Origin of the sequence: Pseudomonas sp. Z4-20 (genome assembly GCF_051131955.1) — a bacterium.
Classification (GTDB): Bacteria; Pseudomonadota; Gammaproteobacteria; order Pseudomonadales; family Pseudomonadaceae; genus Aquipseudomonas; species Aquipseudomonas marvdashtae.
The window spans coordinates 3,568,450-3,586,362 of record NZ_CP071641.1; the positions used below are offsets into that span (position 1 = coordinate 3,568,450).

Below are 17,913 nucleotides of genomic sequence, written 5' to 3' on the forward strand. Positions count from 1 at the left end.
CCCGTGACGCGGGAGCGGGCCCCCTCGCCACGGATCATGCGTCAGCTCTTGCCGCGCAACATGCTGTCCAACACCTCATCCCGGCGCACCCAGCCGTGAAAAAGCGCCGCCGCCAGATGCACCAGCACCGTCAGGAACAGTAGATACGCCAGGTAACCATGGGCCTTGCGCAACAACGCAAAGGTTTGGGCATCGGCGGGCAGGATGGAAGGCAAGCGAAGCGATTCGCTGAGCATCACCGGATCTCCCGCTGCCGAAATCATGCTCCAGCCCAACAGCGGCAGAATCAGCATCAACGCGTACAGCAAGACATGCGAAGCCTTGGCCGCCAACGCCTGCCAACCCGGCAGATCGGCCGGAAGCGGCGGCGTGCGTGTGGTGAAGCGCACCACCAGACGCACCATCACCAACAGCAGAATCGCGATGCCCAGGGGTTTGTGCAATTGGACCAGCCATTCATGGCGCTCGGACACCGAGGCAACCATGCCTGCGCCGATGAACAACATCGCAATAATCATCAAGGCCATCAGCCAATGCAGCAGCCGGGCCAGCACTGTGAAATGTCGGGGGGCGTTCATTGGCGGGACTCCTGGGCGGCGGGCAGTTGGCCGACTTCGCTGGTACGTCGCAGATAAGAACTGGCATAGGCAGCCGAGCGCGCGGCCAGCAGCGGGTCGTCAGAGCCTTCGATACCCTTGGGCAAGATCAACGGGTCGTAGTTGATGTCGCGGCATTCGCCGTTGTCCTGCGCCTGGGCACGCTCCAGCACCAAGGTGCCGGCATTGATCACCTTGCGGTCATCGGGCCAGACCTTGCTGGCGTCGTTGACCGGATCTCCCGGGTTGGCCAAGGTGACGTTCAACTGCCAGCGCAGTGGTCCGGTCGCCAAGCGTTTCGTCAGGTCCTGGGCCAGGAAATCGGCGCCTTGGGGAGGCGTTGCATCCGCAGCGTCCTGGCTCATCGGCACCACACCCCAGCGCACGGCCTGACGCTCACCTTTCGGGCTGACCAGATAGAACGCGTTGATGCCGTTATAGGTTTCGGTGGCATAGCTGGCCGAGGGTTTCGCGGTCTTGATCCATTGCAGGAACGGCATTGCCTCAGGGTGCGCGGCAAAGAAGGCGGGCACGGCTGCCGGGTCCGGTTTCCCGGTGGCCGGGTCCGGCGATTGAGCCTGTTGCAACTGGTAGAAAGCCTGCGGCGTTCCCACCGGAAACACCGGCATGCTGTTCATACCCGTGCGCCATTGCTGACCGTCGGCCTGGGTAAAACGTAGCGCCAGGCTGCGGATCGGTACGCCGCCGTCCGGTGCGTAAGGATTACCGCTGGGCAATGCAAAACGGCCGACCACCGGCGTGCGCGCATCGTTGAACACCCGTGCGCTGGAGTAAGTGCGCGCCTCGCCGCTGCTTTCAAAATAACCGGCAACACAGACGCCTTTGGAGTGATTGCGCCGAAAGCCCGGATGAACCCCATTGTTCGTTTCCAAGACGTTGACCAACGCCTTGGGCGTCAGGCGTTGTGGGTCGAGGGTGCCATTGACGTAGGCAAACGCCCCGGCCAGCGCGGCAACGACAAGGGCAATGCCCGTCAGACGCAGTGTCAGGCTGGCGCCGCTCAATGGCGGCCGACTCGGTTCGGAGGAAGGGTCAACCATTTGCAGACTCCATGGCACAAGGCCGTTTATGGACAGGACCCGTCAGACGAAAGCCCGACGGCTTTATTCCCACGCTCGGTATTTATTTTTCCTGCGCTGGAATAATCTCGCGGCTGGATCGTCTTTCCAGTCCCCACACAGTGACTGCCCAACGAAGCCGCACGCCCATGAACGAACTCGACGACCAGTTGCGCCTGCTCATCCCACGGCTGAGACGCTTTGCCGTGTCGCTGACGCGCAATCCCAGCAATGCCGACGACCTGGTGCAGGCGTGCCTGGAACGGGCCTTGTCAAAGTGGAACGACAAGCGCCCGGACGGCGACCTGCGAGCCTGGCTGTTTTCGATTCTTTATCGGCAATTCCTCGATGCCCACCGCCGCTCCCGACGTTACGCGCGCATGCTGGAATTCTTCACCGGCCGCGACGATGCGCACCCTTCGGCCGAACGCAGCGTCATCGCCCAATCGTCACTCCAGGCTTTCGATCAACTGCCCACCGAACAGCGTGCGCTGCTGTTGTGGGTGTCGGTGGAAGGCTTGAGCTACCAGCAAGTCGCCGACATTCTCGGCGTACCGACCGGCACCGTAATGTCGCGCCTGTCCCGCGCCCGCCAGAACTTGCGTCAACTCAGCGAAGGCGAAATTGCCCGCCCTGCCCTGCGGATACTCAAATGATCAACATGCCCCCCAGCGACAACGACCTGCACGCCTACGTCGATCATCAATTGAGCGAAGACGACCGGCGGCGGGTGGAAACCTACCTGGCCACAAACCCCGCGGCCACCAAGCGCGTGCAGGCCTGGCGACAGGACGCCCAGCACTTGCGCGCGACCCTGAGCGCAGCCTTGCAATATCCACCGAATCCCGACTTGGACCCGGCGATCATCCGTCGACGCCTGAAACATCGCGCCCGCCGCTACCTCGCCAGCGCAGCCGTGCTGGTGCTGGCCGTCGGCGTGGGCGGATTCGGTGGCTGGCAGGCACGGCAAATGACCCTGCTGAGCGCCGCCGCGCCTATGGCTGACGCCTTGCAAGCATACCGGTTGATTGCCCAGCAGGGCATCCTCCCAGCCGACTACCAGACAGGCGACGAGCAGAGCATGCAGGGCTGGCTCGACCGCTACTTCACCCAGGCCAATCGCCTGCCGGACCTCTCGGCAGCGGGCTTCAAGCCGGTCAGCGGACGATTGCTCAGCACCGAACAAGGCGCGGCGGCGATGGTGATTTATCAGGACCCGAGCGGCCAGAAGATCAGCTTCTACGTGCGTCCACCGGGCCCGAAAAACTTCCTGCTGCCCCGTGGCAGCCGGCGCGACGGCGAATTGCAGGCGCAATACTGGTCCGGGCCGGGGTACAACTACGCGATAGTCATCCCCAGCGATACGCCCGCCGCGCAGAAGCTCAAGCAGACGCTGGACTTCTGAGTTCAAAACCGCGACTTATCCCTGCCTGAACACCTGCGAGGGCCTGCGCAGCAGTGGGTCGAAGGGATTGATTCGCGGCCCGATCACGGCGGCTTCGCGCTTGAGCATCTCCACCACCGTCGGCAGTCGATCCGGCCCGAGCCGGTCGCTGATCGTCGCCACGCTCAACGCTGCAACGGCCCGGCCTTCACGATCGAGGATGGGCACCGCCACCCCGGCCATCCCCTGCAGCACTCCGGTGTTGCGCCCGGCGTAACCCAGCGTGCGGACGTTCTCGACTTCCGTGCGCAGGAAGACTTCGTCGTACAAATGAAAATCCTTGAGTCGTGGCAAGTTGTAATGGATCACCGTTTCGCGTTCCTCCTCCGGCAGGAACGCCAGGATCGCCAGGCTGCCTTGCCCCACGCCCAAGGCCACTCGACCGCCGATGTCGCCGGTGAAGGTGCGGATCGGAAACGGCCCTTCACTGCGATCCAGGCAAATCGCATCGAAGCCGCAGCGCGCCAGCAGAAACAGCGAATCCCCCAATGACGCCGACAGCCGCAACATGGCAGGCCTGGCCAGTTCGCGCAGGTTGCCGGTGTTGCCCGCACGGGCCGCCAGGGCAAAGAAGTCCAGGCTCAGGCGATAACGTTTGCTGCGCGTATCCTGCTCGACCATGCCTTCGTCCATCAGGCTGCGCAGCAAGCGGTGCGTGGTCGGTTGTGACAGGCCGATGCGCTGGGCCAGCTGCGTCACCCGCTCCCCGCCTTCAACGGTGTCCCCGAGGCTGCGCAGCACGGCAAACAGCCGGGAGACCGAGCCGACTCCGACTTCACCTTTTTCATTATTCCGCTCAGTGGAATCAGCCATACATTTTCTCGTTAGATAATTTACTCACCGAATGAAAACGAAAATAGTCATCGCCTCAGTGAAATAGTCCATTGAGCCCATCCTAGTCTTCGTCCTACTCTGCGTCCATACAGGGGCGATTCGAACAACAGCGGCAGCCGACTTGAGGTCGAGCGCCAACGCACCCCGCAGCACCCTTTCGTATCTGCCCATAAAAAAGCGCGCCTTGCGGCGACGCATAACAATCTCAGGTGGAGCGCAGTCATGGCTTTCGTGCAACTTGAAAACTTGAGCAAACGTTATGGCGACCTCGACGCCGTGGTCGCCACCAACCTCTCGGTGGAAAAAGGCGAGTTCGTCTCCCTGCTGGGGCCGTCCGGTTGCGGCAAGACTACGACCTTGCAAATGATCGCCGGCTTCGTTGAAGCCAGCAGCGGTCGTATCCTGCTGGACGGACGCGATATCACCCACGCCAAACCCGCCAGCCGGGGCCTGGGTGTGGTGTTCCAGAGCTACGCGCTGTTTCCCCACATGACCGTCAAGGACAACGTCGCCTTCGGCTTGCGCATGCGCAAAGTGCCCGGTGACCAATTGCAGTCGCGAGTCGATCGGGTGCTCAAGCTGGTGCGCCTGGACCTGCACGCCGAGCGCTACCCACGGGAACTCTCCGGCGGCCAGCGCCAGCGCGTGGCACTGGCCCGGGCGTTGGTGATCGAACCGCCGGTACTGCTGCTCGATGAACCGCTGTCCAACCTTGACGCCAACCTGCGCGAAGAAATGCAGTTCGAGATCCGCCGCATCCAGCGTGAAGTCGGCATCACCACCTTGATGGTGACGCACGACCAGTCCGAGGCGCTGTCGATCAGCGACCGGGTCGTGGTGATGCAGGCTGGGCGCATCACCCAGATCGACGCGCCCTACACCCTTTATGAACACCCTCGCACCGAGTTCATTTCCGGGTTCGTCGGCAAAGCCAACCTCCTGCCCGGTACGCGTGACAATGCCGGGATCGCGCAGGTCAGCAGCATCGGCCAAGGCGAGCTGACCCTGAGCCTGCGTCCGGAAAAAATCGATCTGTGCGCCCCCGGTTCGGGCCGACTGCAAGGCACCCTCAGCAGCCGCTTTTTCCTCGGCAGCCAATGGCTGTACAGCGTTTCCACGCCACTGGGCGAGCTCAGCGTGGTGCGCCGCAACGACGGCTCGGCCCCACTGAGCGAAGGCACCGTGGTTGGCCTGGACTGGGATCCTGCGCTGCTGCGGGTGCTGAGCGTGGACGAGGTGCCGGCATGAGACTGATCGACGCGATGCGCCGGGGCCGCCAAGGCTATTTGATGTCGGCCCCAGCCCTGGCCTTGTACCTGGGCCTGCTGGTGATTCCCCTCGGTTTGACGCTGGTGTTGTCGTTCAATGTCTTCGACTACGGCTCGGGCACCAACAGCGAGGCCTACACCTTCGAGCATTACACCAGCCTGCTGGGCGACCCGTATTTCTATGAAATTTTCCTGCGCACGTTCTGGATCAGCGCGCTGACCACGGTCTTGTGCGTGGTGATCGGCGTACCCGAGGCCTACATTCTCAGCCGCATGGGCGCGCCTTGGCGTTCGATTTTCCTGATCCTGATCCTTACGCCGCTGCTGATATCGGTGGTGGTGCGGGCCTTCGGCTGGAGCCTGCTGCTCGGTGCCGACGGCCTGGTCAACCAGACACTGCAGGCCCTCGGCGGCTCGCCGATGAAACTTCTTTATACGCCGTTCGCCGTGGTCATCGCCCTGGTGCACGTGATGCTGCCGTTCATGATCATTCCGGTCTGGACCTCGCTGCAAAAGCTCGACCCGGCTGCCGAACAAGCCGCTCTCTCCCTCGGTGCGAGCCAGTTCACGGTGATCCGCAAAGTGGTGCTCCCGCAGATCATGCCCGGCGTGTTGTCCGGCACGCTGATCGTGTTCGGCCTCGCCGCCAGTTCCTTCGCCATCCCGGGCCTGCTCGGCGGGCGGCGCTTGAAGATGGTCGCCACGCTGATCTACGACCAGTACCTGTCGGAACTCAACTGGCCCATGGGCGCAGCCATTGCCGTCGCGCTGTTGCTGCTCAACCTGCTGATCATGTTGTCGTGGAACCGCATGATCGAAGGCCGCTACAAGAAATCATTGGGGTAATTCACCATGTTCAGGAACGGTCCTTTCGCCCTGTTGTTTCACACCCTGGTGGTGGTATTCATGCTGGCGCCGCTGGTGGTGGTCTGCCTGGTCGCCTTCACCCCGGAAAACACCCTGAGCCTGCCCACCACGGACTTTTCCCTGCGCTGGTTCCGGGCCGTGTTCGAGCGCGCGGATTTCGTCGACGCCTTCTACAACAGCCTGATCCTGGCCTTCTGCGCAGCCTCCCTGGCAACCTTGATCGCGGTGCCGGCAGCGCTGGCAATCACTCGGCTGGAATTTCCTGGCCGGGATTTTTTCAACGGGTTGTTTCTCTCGCCGATCATCATTCCGCACCTGGTGCTGGGCGTGGCGCTGCTGCGGTTGTTCGCACTGATGGGCGTGAACGGCAGCTTCGCCTGGTTGATCTTCGCCCATGTGTTGGTGATCACGCCGTATGTGTTGCGCCTGGTGCTGGCCTCCGCCATCGGCTTGGATCGTAGCGCCGAACAGGCGGCGCAATCGCTGGGGGCCGGACGCTTCACGCTGTTCAGGGAAATCACGTTGCCGATGATCCTGCCGGGCGTGGCTGGCGGCTGGCTGCTGGCGTTCATCAACAGTTTCGATGAAGTCACGCTGTCGATCTTCGTCACCTCGCCGGCCACGCAAACCCTGCCGGTGCGCATGTACGTCTACGCCACCGAATCCATCGACCCGATGATGGCGGCGGTGTCGGCGCTGGTCATCGGGCTCACCGCGCTGACCATGATTCTGCTCGACCGGGTCTACGGCCTGGACCGGGTTCTGGTAGGCAAACAATGAGGGCACCATGGCGCTGCTGAAACGACTGGCCGAAGGCGACCGCCCGGCTCTGGACTTCATCCTTGACGGCGAACCGGCCAGCGGCCTGCTCGGCGATACCGTGTTGACCGCCGTGCTGACCAGCAGCGAACACCTGCGCGGCAGTGATTTCAGCGCCGAGCCCCGGGCCGGTTTCTGCCTGATGGGCGCCTGCCAGGATTGCTGGGTTCGCCTGGGCGACGGCCGCCGCGTGCGCGCCTGCTCGACCCTGCTCGAAGCCGGCCAGCAGATCAGCCGCGAACCGGGACGCCAGGTATGAAACCCATCGCCATCATCGGCGCCGGCCCCGCCGGTATCCGTGCCGCGCAGACGCTGGTTGGCCACGGCATCTACCCGGTCCTGCTCGACGAAGCCGCACGCGGCGGCGGGCAGATTTACCGGCGCCAGCCGGCCCACTTCAAGCGCTCGCCGGCCAAGCTCTACGGCTTCGAAGCGCACAAGGCCAGCGCCATTCACCAAACCGTGGATCAATTGCGCGAACAGATCGACTACCGCCCCGACACCTTGGTGTGGAATGCCGAGGCCGGACAGCTGGACACCTTGCACGCTGGCCGCGCCGCTCGCCTGGCGTACACCAGCGTGATCGTCGCAACGGGCGCCACCGACAGGATCCTGCCGGTCCCTGGCTGGACCCTGCCGGGGGTGTACAGCCTGGGCGCGGCGCAGATCGCCCTGAAATTCCAGGGCTGCGCCATCGGTGAGCGCATCGTGTTCGCCGGCAGCGGGCCGTTGCTGTATCTGGTGGCTTACCAATATGCCAAGGCCGGCGCGAACGTGGTCGCGGTACTCGACAGCTCCCCGTTCAACGCCCAGGCCCGCGCCCTGCCCGGCCTGCTCGCTCAGCCGGCGACCCTGGCCAAGGGGATTTACTACCGCGCCTGGCTGACGGCCCATGGCGTCGCCGTGCACCAAGGCGCGAGCCTTTCGCGCATCGACGGCGAACGTCGAGTGCAGTCGTTGCAATGGCAACACAAAAAAGGCCAGCACGTACTCGATTGCGATGCGGTCGCCTTCGCCCATGGCTTGCGCAGCGAAACCCAACTGGCCGATCTGCTGGGCTGCGAATTTTCCTGGAGCCCGCTCAATCGCGCCTGGCTGCCGCAACGCGACAACGCGGGTCGCAGCAGCGCGGCGGGAGTTTACCTGGCCGGTGACGGCGCCGGCATCATGGGCGCAGACGCCGCCGAGATGGCGGGCGAACGGGCGGCCCTGGCGGTGCTCGAAGACATGGGTTACCGGATCGACCCGCAACGTTGCGCGCAATTGGAACAATCGCTCGAACGCATCGGCCATTTCCGTCAAGGCCTGGAGCGCGCGTTTGCTTTTCCCGAGGACTGGGCAAGCGGTGCCGCCGACGATCTGATGATCTGCCGCTGCGAAGAAGTCAGCGTTGGCGACATTCGTCGGGTCGTCGGCGAAGGCCATTGGGAGATCAACCGGGTCAAGGCCCATTGCCGGGTCGGCATGGGCCGTTGCCAGGGACGGATGTGCGGTGCCGCGGCAGCGGAAATCATCGCCCGTGAAAGTGCGCGCACTGTCGATCAGATCGGTCGCCTGCGCGCGCAGGCACCGATCAAGCCAGTGCCGTTTGGCCTGGAGGTCGGGCCATGATCGAAGTGGATGTGGTGATCGTCGGCGGTGGCATCGTCGGCGCCTCGGCGGCACTGTTCCTGAGCAAGGCCGGACGTCGCGTGGCGCTGCTGGAGCGGGATTTCTGTGGCGCGCATTCGAGTGGCGTCAACTACGGCGGCGTGCGACGTCAGGGCCGGCCATTGTCCCAGCTGCCGCTGTCGCAACGCGCCCATGAAATCTGGAGTCAATTGCCGCAACTGATTGGCATCGACGGTGAGTATCAGCGCAGCGGCCATCTGAAGCTCGCCCGCAGCCTCGACGACCTGCGGGCATTGCACGACTATGCCGCCAGCAGCCAGGGCTTCGGCCTCGATTTGCAGTTGCTGGATCGCGACGAGCTGCGCAGGCGGTTCCCCTGGGTCGGCAGCGTCGCGGTCGGCGCCTCCCTGTGCCCTGGCGACGGCCACGCCAACCCACGCCTGGTGTCGCCGGCGTTTGCCCAGGCCGCCCGCCGGCATGGCGCGCAGGTTCACGAACAATGCCCGGTCAGCAGCGTTACGCACGACGGGCAGCGCTTTGCCGTGCGAACCGACGCCGGCCTTGAACTGCGCGCACCGTGGCTGCTGAACTGCGCCGGGGCCTGGGCGAGCCGGTTCGCCGCGCAGTTCGGCGAAGCAGTACCGATGCACGCCGGTCATCCGGCAATGCTGGTCACCGAGCCGCTGCCCGTCGTGATGGACGCCAGCACCGGCGTCGAGGGCGGCGGCATCTATGCGCGCCAGGTCGCCCGGGGCAATTGCGTACTGGGCGGGGGCCAGGGTTTCGCCTTGGACGATGCCCGTGCCCGCCCCGGCCAGAGCGCCGTCGTCGAGATCCTGCGCCAGGCTGTCGAACTCTACCCGTTCCTTGAGGGCGCCCAGGCGATTCGCACCTGGAGCGGCACCGAAGGCTATCTGCCCGATCGCCAACCCGTGATCGGCCCCAGCAGCACCCAACCCGGTCTGTTGCATGCGTTCGGCTTCGCCGGCGCGGGTTTCCAGATCGGCCCCGCGGTGGGCCAGGCGCTCACCGAGATCATCTGCAGCGGCGCCTCAACCACGTCGCTGGATGCGTTTTCCATCACCCGGTTCCACTCCATCTCCGTTGCTTGATAGAGGAAGGTCGCGCCAATGAATAACGTCAAACGCAGTGCACTGTTCGGTTTCTGCTCGCTGGGTTCCGCTTGCCTGGGCGCCCTGCTCCCAGTCACCCAGGCGTTGGCCGAGCCGACGCTCTACCTGGGCATGAACGGCGGCACCATGGAGCGGCTCTATGCCGACAAGGTCTTGCCGGCTTTCGAGAAGGCCAACAATGTCAAAGTGGTGATCGTGCCCGGCACCTCTGCGGACATCCTGGCAAAAGTCCAGGCAAGCAAAGGCAACCCGCAGATGCACGTGATGTTCCTCGACGACGGCATCATGTACCGCGCCATCGCCATGGGCCTGTGCGACAAGCTGGAAGACAGCCCGCCCCTGGCGCAGATCCCGGCCAAGGGACGTATCAAGGACCAGGCCGTTGCGGTAAGCCTTGGGGTCACCGGGCTGGCGTACAACACGCGGCTGTTCAAGGAAAAAGGCTGGAGCGCGCCGACTTCGTGGATGGATTTGGCCGACCCGCGCTTCAAGGACAAAGTGGTCTTTCAATCCGTAGCCTCGTCAACCTTCGGCCTGCACGGTTTCTTGATGTTCAACCGGATCCAGGGCGGCAGCGAAACCGACGTCGAGCCAGGCTTCAAGGCTTGGCCCAACACGATCGGGCGCAATGTGCTGGAGTACATCCCCAGCTCGGCGAAAATTTCCGAAATGCTGCAAACGGACGAAGCGGCGCTGTTCCCGCTGACGCCGACCCAGGTGACCGCGTTGAAACTCAAGGGCATGCCGGTCGAGTACGCGCAACCGAAGGAAGGCGCGGTGGTGCTGAACGTCGCCGAGTGCGCCGTGGCCCAGAACAGCGAACCTGAATTGGCGCAGAAACTCGCCGCTTTCCTGCTCACGCCTGAAGCCCAGGCCATCGCCCTTGAAGAAGGTGACCAGATCCCCTCCAACCCCAACACACCGACCACCGACAAGACCCGTGGCCAAGTGGAGGCAATGAAGCAATACCTGGAAACCGCGATCGCGGTGGACTGGGATCAGGTCAACGAACAGCGTCCGGCCTGGAATGCCCGGTGGAATCGCAGCATCGAACGCTAGGACAACGGGCGCCGATCTTTTTGTTTATCATGCGGGTCAACAACGCCAACGAACTCGGCGCTTGATTCCTGTGGCAAGGGAGCTTGTTCCCTCGCCACGGGTTCGGTGCCGAGTTCGATATTTGTGCTCCCCTCACGGCCCTTATGCGACCCCACCCATGCACACCCTCACCCAATTGCGCACCGGCCAACTGTCGGGCATCACCCGGCTGAAGCTGTCCTGCGGCCTGACGCAGTTCCCCCGGGAAATTTTCAATCTCGCGGACTCGCTCGAAATCCTCGACCTCAGTGGCAACCAGCTCGATACGCTGCCCGACGACCTATATCGGCTGACGCGCCTGCGGGTGCTGTTCTGTTCGGACAACCACTTTACCGAACTGCCCGAATGCCTGGGTCGCTGTAGTGCATTGACAATGATCGGCTTCAAGGCCAACCGCATCGAACGCGTGAGCGGCGCTGCCTTGCCGCCACTGCTGCGTTGGCTGATCTTGACCGACAACCGCATCAGCCGACTGCCGGATGAGCTGGGCCAGCGTCCGCACTTGCAAAAGTTGATGCTGGCGGGCAATCGCCTTCGCCAATTGCCCGAGAGCCTGGCCCAATGTGATCGCCTCGAACTGCTGCGCATCGCCGCCAATCAACTGGCCGAACTGCCGTCGTGGCTGCTGCGGATGCCCAGCCTCAGTTGGCTGGCCTACGCCGGCAATCCATTGGAGGCCCAAGCCGAGGCCGCCGCCCTGCATGGCGCCACGCCTGTTGATTGGGCGCTACTGAGCTTGCAAGCTTCATTGGGCGAAGGGGCTTCAGGCGTGATTCATCAAGCGCTGTGGCAACCGCCCGGCCAGGACGCGCGAAACGTCGCCGTCAAGTTGTACAAGGGCCAGATGACCAGTGACGGTTCCCCGTCGCATGAAATGCATGCCTGCATCACAGCCGGTCAACATCCGAACCTGATCGAGGTGCTCGGCCAGATCGACGGCCATCCCGAGCAACAGGCCGGGCTGGTGATGACGCTAATCGGCCCCGATTACTACAACCTGGCCGGACTACCGAGCCTGACGTCCTGTACCCGCGACGTTTATGACGATGAGCTGCGCCTGCATGCCGATGTGGCTTTGCGCATCGTCCGGGGCATTGCTTCGGCGGCGGCTCACTTGCATCGCCAGGGCATTACCCATGGTGATCTGTACGGGCACAATATCCTTTGCAATGACCAGGGCGACTGCCTGCTCGGAGACTTCGGCGCGGCGTCTTTCCATGCCACCACGGACAACGTACAGACCCGCGCACTGCAGCGCATCGAGGTGCGAGCCTTCGGGATTTTGCTGGGGGAATTGCTGGCGCGGATCGAACCGGCGCTCGCTGCCGAGGAGCTGGCAAAGTTGCAGGATCTGCAGGCGCGCTGCTGCCAGCCGCAGGTGCTGGCACGGCCGGGGTTCGATGAGATTGAAGGTTTACTGCGCGAACGTGGCGAGGGAGCAAACTCCCCCACCAGAGAAAAACGCGGGTAGTGCTTAGCCGGCCAAGCCGACAAACATGTCCTGCACATCGTCATGGTTATCGAGGCCTTCGAGGAACGCTTCGACCTCGGCCATCTGCTCGTCGGTCAGGCCGCTGACCGGGTTTTTCGGCTGATAGCCCAGTTTGGCCGACAACACCGTGAAGCCCTGCTCCGGCAGTGCCTTTTGCACGGCATCGAGGTCGGCAGGTTCAGTGATGAACAGCGTCGCGCCGTCGTCACCCGGCTCGAAATCCTGGGCACCGGCCTCGATGGCGGCCATTTCCGGATCGGCGTCGGGGCTGTCCGGGGCGGCCTCGATCATGCCGACGTGGTTGAAGTCCCAGGCGACCGAACCCGACGCGCCGAGCTGCCCCTTACGGAACGCAACGCGAATCTCCGCGACGGTACGGTTGATGTTGTCGGTCACGCACTCGACGATCAGCGGCACCTGATGGGGCGCGAACCCCTCGTAGGTCACGCGATGGTACTGCACGGTTTCGCCGAGCTGGCCGGAGCCTTTCTTGATCGCACGCTCCAGGGTCTCGCGGGGCATCGAGGCTTTTTTCGCCTGTTCGACCACCAATCGCAGGTGCGCATTGGTCGCGACATCAGCGCCGTTGCGCGCGGCAATGGTGATCTCCTTCACCAATTTGCCGAAGATCTTGCCCTTGGCGTTGGCAGCCGCTTCTTTGTGTTTAACCTTCCACTGTGCGCCCATTACTCACTCTCTTGTCTGACGCGCCGAGACATCTGCCGGCCGGCGCTGTGGCGCAAGTTTATACGGCCTATACCGGCTGATCGACCAAAAAATCGCTCCCGTCGCGGCCTGTGTTGAATCGACATTTCCCCGTTGTGCTGTAGGGCGTTTCTGAAACAGCGATTCGGGGACAGCGTTGCACGCTGGGGTTTCGTACCCTTTGCACCTCTCTCTCAGCAAGTATGGGCTGCAATGCGCAACGATACGGAACACCCCTTCAGCCTGACGATCATCGAAAGCGATATGCGCCTGCAAGTCCTCAGGCTCAACGGCCGGGAGGCCTTGAATCGGCCGTACCGCTTCGACCTCGACCTGATTGGCCTGGTGCCGCCGATCAGTCCCGACGCATTGCTTGGACAAGCGGCCTTCCTGCGCCTGAGTGAAGCGTCAGGGGTCCACGGGATTGTGCACAGCGTCAGCCTGGCCGCTGACACTGCACACCTCGTCGACTACCGCTTGACGCTGGTTCCCTACCTCCAGCAACTGGACCAGGGCCCGCGGCGACGGGTTTTCCATCGGCTCAGTGTCGTACAGATTTTGCAGCGTCTGCTGGAGGAAAACGCGGTGCCTTCCCACAGCTATCGTTTTGAGCTGCCGCACGGGCGTTACCCGAGTCGCCCCTTCTGTATTCAATATGAGGAAAGCGACCTGACGCTTTTACAGCGGTTGTGCGAGGAAGAAGGCATCCATTATCACTTCGAGCACGACGCCCGAGGCCATGTCGCGGTATTTGCCGAGGACGCCATAAGCTTCCCCGCGCCGGCGGTTGAACTGCTCATGCGCCCGGATGCGGACAGGCACTCGACGCTCAGGCAGCTATACCAACGGCATCGCTCGATAACCTCAGGCCCTCCCGCCGGGTTCCGTGACCGAGCACCTGCCGAAGCCGCCCCTCCGCATATGGCCCTGGCCACAGGCGCGGCCGGCGAACGAATACCTGAAGATCCGGCGCAGCTTCATCGTTTCCAGGCCGGTGGCCGTAGCCTGGAGCGGTTGCGCTATCGACACGGCGAGATACACGGCCATTCCATCGAGCCGGCTCTGCGCAGCGGTCATATCGCACAGATCTGCAATCACCCGCTATCGGCCTTCAATGACCAATGGCTGATTGTCGAGGTCCAGCATCGCGGACGACAGTTTTCCATTCTTGAAACGAACCTGCCGGCCACACCGCCCGAGCGGAACTACCGCAACCGGTTTTCCGCGATACCCTGGTCCACTGTGTTCCGGCCACCCCTGAAGCACCCGAGGCCGCGCATACCCGGTTATCACGTCGCCTACGTGCTCGGCCCGGCCGGCCAGCCGGCCTGGCCCGATGAGCATGGCCAGGTCGAGGTGTGTCTCTGGAGTCCCGCCGAAGAAGCAATCACATTGCCAGTCTCGTGGCAGGCGCCTGACGAGCGTTCCCCGTTGATCGCCGGCAGTGAAGTATTGGTCAGTTTTCTCGAGGGTGATCCCGACCGGCCGGTACTGTGCCCGGCAATGCCCGGTTCGGGATTGAACAGCGATGGCACCTCCCCGGCGCACCCGTCGGAGCCAGGCGGCAAAGATGTCGGCTTGCTGTTCGACTGGCTCATGAACCCACCGGACGCCTCGCCTTGACGACCGGTCACGCAAGTCCCCGGCGGCCTTGCAAGCCGCCGGTATGAACGAAGATCAAGCGGGTGCCGGGTGCAAACATCCCGGCCTCGACCCGAGCCTTGAGCAACATCAACGCCTTGCCGGTGTACAACGGCTCCAGCTCGATAACATGGGTGGTTTCGATGAAGGTGATAAGGTCGGCATCCACCCGGGCAAAACCGCCCCGGCTGCCATCGAGCAGTTCATACAGCGGATCGGCAAGCTCCGCTGCCTCGACGATTCTTTCGACCTGGGGCTTCACCCCATGGTCCTCGGGCACGGCCAGGACACCATAGACGGGACGCTTGCCGGCTTCAGCCAGCACCAGGCCCGCCAGCGACGTTCCAGTGCCGCAGGGCAACCACCAACCGTGGTAATCGTCCCAACCCAACCCTTGCAACTGAGCGCTGACGCTGGTCACCCACGTCATGCAGCCTTTGGCGCCAGGCAACCCATACCCCCCTTCGGGTATCGGCCATAAACGCGGATATTGCGCCTGCCAGGGCGCCCAGAAATCCGGATCATGCCGTCTTCGGTATCCTTCGTATCCCAACCAATGCAGCGTCATGCCGAACGCTTTCAGGTCGAGCACCGTTGGCGTGTCCTGGGGATGGCCGCGCAGCAGCCCAACGGTCGCAAAACCGAAGCGCTCGCCCGCTGCGGCCAGTGCATGCAAGTGATTGGAATAAGCGCCGCCCAGGCTCATGACGCCGTCGGCACCGGCCTCTTGCGCATCGCGCAAATGATGAAGCAGCTTGAACCACTTGTTGCCGCTGACCAGTGAATCGATCTGGTCCAGGCGCAACACCGCCACCTCGACACTGGCACGGGCGAGCCAGTCCAGGTGAAGGGGTTCGAGGCGCGGTTCAGGTTGCCAATCAAGGGCGGGGAGAAACATCGCAGCAGGCCGAGGGGGAACAGGCCAGCATCTTAGCAGCTCGATTCAAACACCTGCGGGAGCGAAGCTGTTCGCTACCGCAGGAATCATCAGGACCGAGCGCTACAGCTGCGCCGCCAACCGCGAACCCTGGTTGATCGCACGCTTGGCGTCCAGCTCCGCCGCCACGTCCGCACCGCCGATGAGATGGACGCTCTGGCCAGCGGCTTCCAGGCCTTCCTGCAATTCGCGCAGCGGATCCTGGCCAGCGCAGATCACGACGTTGTCCACCGCCAGCACTTGCGGCTCACCCGTTTCGCCGATGCGGATGTGCAAGCCCTCGTCGTCAATTTTCAGGTACTCGACGCTGTTAAGCATTTGCACCTGCTTGTTTTTCAGGCCCGTGCGGTGAATCCAGCCGGTGGTCTTGCCCAGGCCGTCGCCGACCTTGGAGGTCTTGCGTTGCAGCAGGAATACCTGGCGCGCCGGTGCATGGGGTTCGGCCTTGATCCCAGCGACACCGCCACGAGCCTCGAGGTGGGTGTCGATCCCCCATTCCTTCCAGAACGCTTCACGGTCCTGGCTAGTGGCAACGCCCTGGTGAACCAGGAACTCCGACACGTCGAAGCCAATACCGCCGGCCCCGATCACCGCGACACTGTGGCCCACCGGCTTGCGCTCGAGGATCACGTCCAGATAGCTCAACACCTTGGCATGCTCCACACCTGGAATAGCCGGTGTACGCGGCGCGATGCCGGTGGCGAGGATGATCTCGTCGTAACCGCCGGCCAACAGCTGCGCTACATCGACGCGGGTATCGAGGCACAACTCAACATGGGTGGTCTGCAATTTGCGCTTGAAGTAGCGCAGGGTTTCAAAGAATTCTTCCTTGCCCGGCACGCGCTTGGCGATGTTGAACTGACCGCCGATTTCGCTGGCCGAATCGAACAACGTCACTTGGTGCCCACGCTCGGCCGCCACGGTGGCCGCCGACAACCCGGCGGGACCAGCGCCGACCACGGCGATTTTCTTCACCTGGGTCACCGGCAGGTAATTGAGTTCGGTTTCATGGCACGCCCGCGGATTCACCAGGCAACTGGTGAGCTTGCCGCCGAACGTATGGTCCAGGCAGGCCTGGTTGCAACCGATGCAGGTGTTGATTTCATCGCTGCGACCGGCAGCGGCTTTGTTGACGAACTCCGGATCGGCGAGGAAGGGCCGCGCCATGGACACCATGTCGGCGTCGCCTTCGGCCAGGATCCGCTCGGCGACTTCGGGCGTATTGATACGGTTGGTGGTGATCAGTGGAATGCCCACTGAGCCACGCAGCTTGGCCGTGACCTTACTGAACGCCGCCCGCGGCACCTTGGTGGCAATGGTCGGGATACGCGCTTCATGCCAACCGATACCGGTGTTGATGATCGTCGCACCGGCCGCTTCGATGGCCTGGGCCAACTGGACAATTTCGTCCCAGGTGCTGCCACCTTCCACCAGATCGAGCATCGACAGGCGGAAGATAATGATGAAGTTCGGGCCAACCGCCTCGCGCACGCGGCGCACGATCTCTACCGGCAGGCGCATGCGGTTCTCGTAGCTGCCGCCCCAACGGTCGGTTCGGTGGTTGGTGTGGGCGGCGAGGAATTGATTAATGAAATAGCCTTCCGAGCCCATGATCTCGACACCGTCGTACTCGGCCTTCTGGGCCAGGACCGAGCAGGTAACGAAATCGCGAATTTGTTTTTCGATGCCCTCTTCGTCCAGTTCCCTGGGCTTGAACGGATTGATCGGTGCCTGGATCGCGCTCGGAGCGACCTGCTTGGGGCTGTAGGCATAGCGACCCGCATGGAGAATCTGCATGCAGATCTTGCCGCCAGCCTCGTGCACGGCCCGGGTGACAATCTGGTGCTTGAGGGCTTCTTCCTCAGTGGTCAGCTTGGCCGCGCCAGAGTAGACACCGCCCTCGTCGTTCGGCCCGATCCCACCGGTGACCATCAGGCCCACCCCACCCCGGGCGCGCTCGGCAAAATACGCTGCCATGCGTTCGAAGCCGCCGGGCTTCTCTTCGAGACCAGTGTGCATCGAGCCCATCAGTGTACGGTTGCGCAGCGTGGTAAAGCCCAGGTCCAGCGGGGCCAGTAGGTGCGGGTAATGGGAGGCGGTCATCGGTAACTCCACAACGGACGATCACGGAAAAAAGCGCAAGCTCTGCGGCTTGCGTCTGTCATGGCCCACAGCGTAAGAGTCCGGATGCGGGCGCTCAATGACCGTAAGTGACAAGTTAATGATCTAAATGCGCAAGGCGCCGACCAGTCGTGCACGACTCCCGACCAGCCTCTCGCCCCGTGAAGCGCTGCTGGGCATGACGCCACCGGTGCTGTTGATCTTGCTGCTGATTCTGATCCGGATCAGGAAGGCCAAAAATCACTAGCGTGCCGTGCCAGCGCAGAGG

The 17,913-nt window shown here is 63.2% G+C and carries 17 protein-coding genes; 11 read left to right on the top strand and 6 right to left on the bottom strand.

The annotated features are described in order from the left end of the window. Positions 1-41: 41 nt before the first annotated feature. Both J3P82_RS16165 and J3P82_RS16170 read right to left on the bottom strand, forming a co-directional pair. The gene (locus J3P82_RS16165; RefSeq protein ID WP_434557744.1) at positions 42-578 is read right to left on the bottom strand and encodes a cytochrome b; all 537 of its coding nucleotides are present in this window, start codon (positions 576-578) and stop codon (positions 42-44) included. Further along, positions 575-1,657 (bottom strand): catalase family peroxidase, encoded by a 1,083-nt coding sequence (locus tag J3P82_RS16170; protein ID WP_434557745.1) that lies wholly within the window; start codon positions 1,655-1,657, stop codon positions 575-577. The genes J3P82_RS16165 and J3P82_RS16170 overlap by 4 nt, the downstream gene beginning before the upstream one ends. A gap of 167 nt (positions 1,658-1,824) precedes the next feature. Here J3P82_RS16170 and J3P82_RS16175 point away from each other — a divergent pair, with 167 nt between their 5' ends. Together J3P82_RS16175 and J3P82_RS16180 are read left to right on the top strand one after the other, a co-directional pair. Next, positions 1,825-2,331, top strand: a complete 507-nt coding sequence (locus J3P82_RS16175; RefSeq protein WP_434557746.1) for a sigma-70 family RNA polymerase sigma factor — start codon at positions 1,825-1,827, stop codon at positions 2,329-2,331. Continuing rightward, positions 2,328-3,080 (top strand): anti-sigma factor family protein, encoded by a 753-nt coding sequence (locus J3P82_RS16180; RefSeq protein ID WP_434557747.1) that lies wholly within the window; start codon positions 2,328-2,330, stop codon positions 3,078-3,080. The genes J3P82_RS16175 and J3P82_RS16180 overlap by 4 nt, the downstream gene beginning before the upstream one ends. Positions 3,081-3,095: 15 nt before the next feature. Here the strand turns inward: J3P82_RS16180 and J3P82_RS16185 are convergent, their stop codons facing one another. Continuing rightward, on the bottom strand, positions 3,096-3,932 hold the full coding sequence (locus J3P82_RS16185) for an IclR family transcriptional regulator (RefSeq protein ID WP_434557748.1): 837 nt from the start codon (positions 3,930-3,932) through the stop codon (positions 3,096-3,098). A gap of 243 nt (positions 3,933-4,175) precedes the next feature. Between J3P82_RS16185 and J3P82_RS16190 the strand changes: the two genes are divergently transcribed. The 8 genes from J3P82_RS16190 (at position 4,176) to J3P82_RS16225 (ending at position 12,220) form a co-directional block, all read left to right on the top strand. Continuing rightward, on the top strand, positions 4,176-5,201 hold the full coding sequence (locus tag J3P82_RS16190; RefSeq protein WP_434557749.1) for an ABC transporter ATP-binding protein: 1,026 nt from the start codon (positions 4,176-4,178) through the stop codon (positions 5,199-5,201). Beyond that, a complete protein-coding gene (locus tag J3P82_RS16195; RefSeq protein ID WP_434557750.1) occupies positions 5,198-6,067 on the top strand; it encodes an ABC transporter permease in 870 nt (289 codons plus the stop codon). Before J3P82_RS16190 ends, J3P82_RS16195 begins: the two co-directional genes overlap by 4 nt. A 6-nt stretch (positions 6,068-6,073) precedes the next feature. Continuing rightward, complete coding sequence (locus J3P82_RS16200; protein WP_434557751.1) at positions 6,074-6,868, top strand: ABC transporter permease; 795 nt, start codon at positions 6,074-6,076, stop codon at positions 6,866-6,868. Between the two features lie 7 nt (positions 6,869-6,875). After that, positions 6,876-7,166: a (2Fe-2S)-binding protein gene (locus J3P82_RS16205; protein ID WP_434557752.1), complete on the top strand. Its 291-nt coding sequence runs from the start codon at positions 6,876-6,878 to the stop codon at positions 7,164-7,166. Further along, positions 7,163-8,518, top strand: coding sequence for an FAD-dependent oxidoreductase (locus J3P82_RS16210; protein WP_434557753.1), 1,356 nt, complete (start codon positions 7,163-7,165; stop codon positions 8,516-8,518). Before J3P82_RS16205 ends, J3P82_RS16210 begins: the two co-directional genes overlap by 4 nt. Further along, positions 8,515-9,630, top strand: coding sequence for an NAD(P)/FAD-dependent oxidoreductase (locus J3P82_RS16215; protein WP_434557754.1), 1,116 nt, complete (start codon positions 8,515-8,517; stop codon positions 9,628-9,630). Before J3P82_RS16210 ends, J3P82_RS16215 begins: the two co-directional genes overlap by 4 nt. A gap of 18 nt (positions 9,631-9,648) precedes the next feature. Beyond that, entirely contained in the window at positions 9,649-10,710 is a 1,062-nt protein-coding gene (locus J3P82_RS16220) for an ABC transporter substrate-binding protein (protein WP_434557755.1), read from the top strand. A gap of 157 nt (positions 10,711-10,867) precedes the next feature. Next, on the top strand, positions 10,868-12,220 hold the full coding sequence (locus tag J3P82_RS16225; RefSeq protein ID WP_434557756.1) for a leucine-rich repeat-containing protein kinase family protein: 1,353 nt from the start codon (positions 10,868-10,870) through the stop codon (positions 12,218-12,220). A gap of 3 nt (positions 12,221-12,223) precedes the next feature. Here the strand turns inward: J3P82_RS16225 and J3P82_RS16230 are convergent, their stop codons facing one another. Next, positions 12,224-12,928 (bottom strand): YebC/PmpR family DNA-binding transcriptional regulator, encoded by a 705-nt coding sequence (locus tag J3P82_RS16230; protein ID WP_434557757.1) that lies wholly within the window; start codon positions 12,926-12,928, stop codon positions 12,224-12,226. A gap of 231 nt (positions 12,929-13,159) precedes the next feature. Between J3P82_RS16230 and J3P82_RS16235 the strand changes: the two genes are divergently transcribed. Beyond that, positions 13,160-14,569 (top strand): type VI secretion system Vgr family protein, encoded by a 1,410-nt coding sequence (locus tag J3P82_RS16235; protein ID WP_434557758.1) that lies wholly within the window; start codon positions 13,160-13,162, stop codon positions 14,567-14,569. A 7-nt stretch (positions 14,570-14,576) separates the two neighbouring features. Here the strand turns inward: J3P82_RS16235 and J3P82_RS16240 are convergent, their stop codons facing one another. Both J3P82_RS16240 and J3P82_RS16245 read right to left on the bottom strand, forming a co-directional pair. Beyond that, complete coding sequence (locus J3P82_RS16240) at positions 14,577-15,485, bottom strand: 1-aminocyclopropane-1-carboxylate deaminase/D-cysteine desulfhydrase (protein ID WP_434557759.1); 909 nt, start codon at positions 15,483-15,485, stop codon at positions 14,577-14,579. Between the two features lie 102 nt (positions 15,486-15,587). After that, the gene (locus tag J3P82_RS16245) at positions 15,588-17,627 is read right to left on the bottom strand and encodes an FAD-dependent oxidoreductase (RefSeq protein ID WP_434557760.1); all 2,040 of its coding nucleotides are present in this window, start codon (positions 17,625-17,627) and stop codon (positions 15,588-15,590) included. Positions 17,628-17,913 lie beyond the last annotated feature (286 nt).

Excerpts from the sequence above, each read along its gene's own strand:
- J3P82_RS16165 (WP_434557744.1), bottom strand. The coding sequence starts at position 578 with ATGAACGCCCCCCGACATTTCACAGTGCTGGCCCGGCTGCTGCATTGG.
- J3P82_RS16170 (WP_434557745.1), bottom strand. The coding sequence starts at position 1,657 with ATGGTTGACCCTTCCTCCGAACCGAGTCGGCCGCCATTGAGCGGCGCC.
- J3P82_RS16175 (WP_434557746.1), top strand. The coding sequence starts at position 1,825 with ATGAACGAACTCGACGACCAGTTGCGCCTGCTCATCCCACGGCTGAGA.
- J3P82_RS16180 (WP_434557747.1), top strand. The coding sequence starts at position 2,328 with ATGATCAACATGCCCCCCAGCGACAACGACCTGCACGCCTACGTCGAT.
- J3P82_RS16185 (WP_434557748.1), bottom strand. The coding sequence starts at position 3,932 with ATGGCTGATTCCACTGAGCGGAATAATGAAAAAGGTGAAGTCGGAGTC.
- J3P82_RS16190 (WP_434557749.1), top strand. The coding sequence starts at position 4,176 with ATGGCTTTCGTGCAACTTGAAAACTTGAGCAAACGTTATGGCGACCTC.
- J3P82_RS16195 (WP_434557750.1), top strand. The coding sequence starts at position 5,198 with ATGAGACTGATCGACGCGATGCGCCGGGGCCGCCAAGGCTATTTGATG.
- J3P82_RS16200 (WP_434557751.1), top strand. The coding sequence starts at position 6,074 with ATGTTCAGGAACGGTCCTTTCGCCCTGTTGTTTCACACCCTGGTGGTG.
- J3P82_RS16205 (WP_434557752.1), top strand. The coding sequence starts at position 6,876 with ATGGCGCTGCTGAAACGACTGGCCGAAGGCGACCGCCCGGCTCTGGAC.
- J3P82_RS16210 (WP_434557753.1), top strand. The coding sequence starts at position 7,163 with ATGAAACCCATCGCCATCATCGGCGCCGGCCCCGCCGGTATCCGTGCC.
- J3P82_RS16215 (WP_434557754.1), top strand. The coding sequence starts at position 8,515 with ATGATCGAAGTGGATGTGGTGATCGTCGGCGGTGGCATCGTCGGCGCC.
- J3P82_RS16220 (WP_434557755.1), top strand. The coding sequence starts at position 9,649 with ATGAATAACGTCAAACGCAGTGCACTGTTCGGTTTCTGCTCGCTGGGT.
- J3P82_RS16225 (WP_434557756.1), top strand. The coding sequence starts at position 10,868 with ATGCACACCCTCACCCAATTGCGCACCGGCCAACTGTCGGGCATCACC.
- J3P82_RS16230 (WP_434557757.1), bottom strand. The coding sequence starts at position 12,928 with ATGGGCGCACAGTGGAAGGTTAAACACAAAGAAGCGGCTGCCAACGCC.
- J3P82_RS16235 (WP_434557758.1), top strand. The coding sequence starts at position 13,160 with ATGCGCAACGATACGGAACACCCCTTCAGCCTGACGATCATCGAAAGC.
- J3P82_RS16240 (WP_434557759.1), bottom strand. The coding sequence starts at position 15,485 with ATGTTTCTCCCCGCCCTTGATTGGCAACCTGAACCGCGCCTCGAACCC.
- J3P82_RS16245 (WP_434557760.1), bottom strand. The coding sequence starts at position 17,627 with ATGACCGCCTCCCATTACCCGCACCTACTGGCCCCGCTGGACCTGGGC.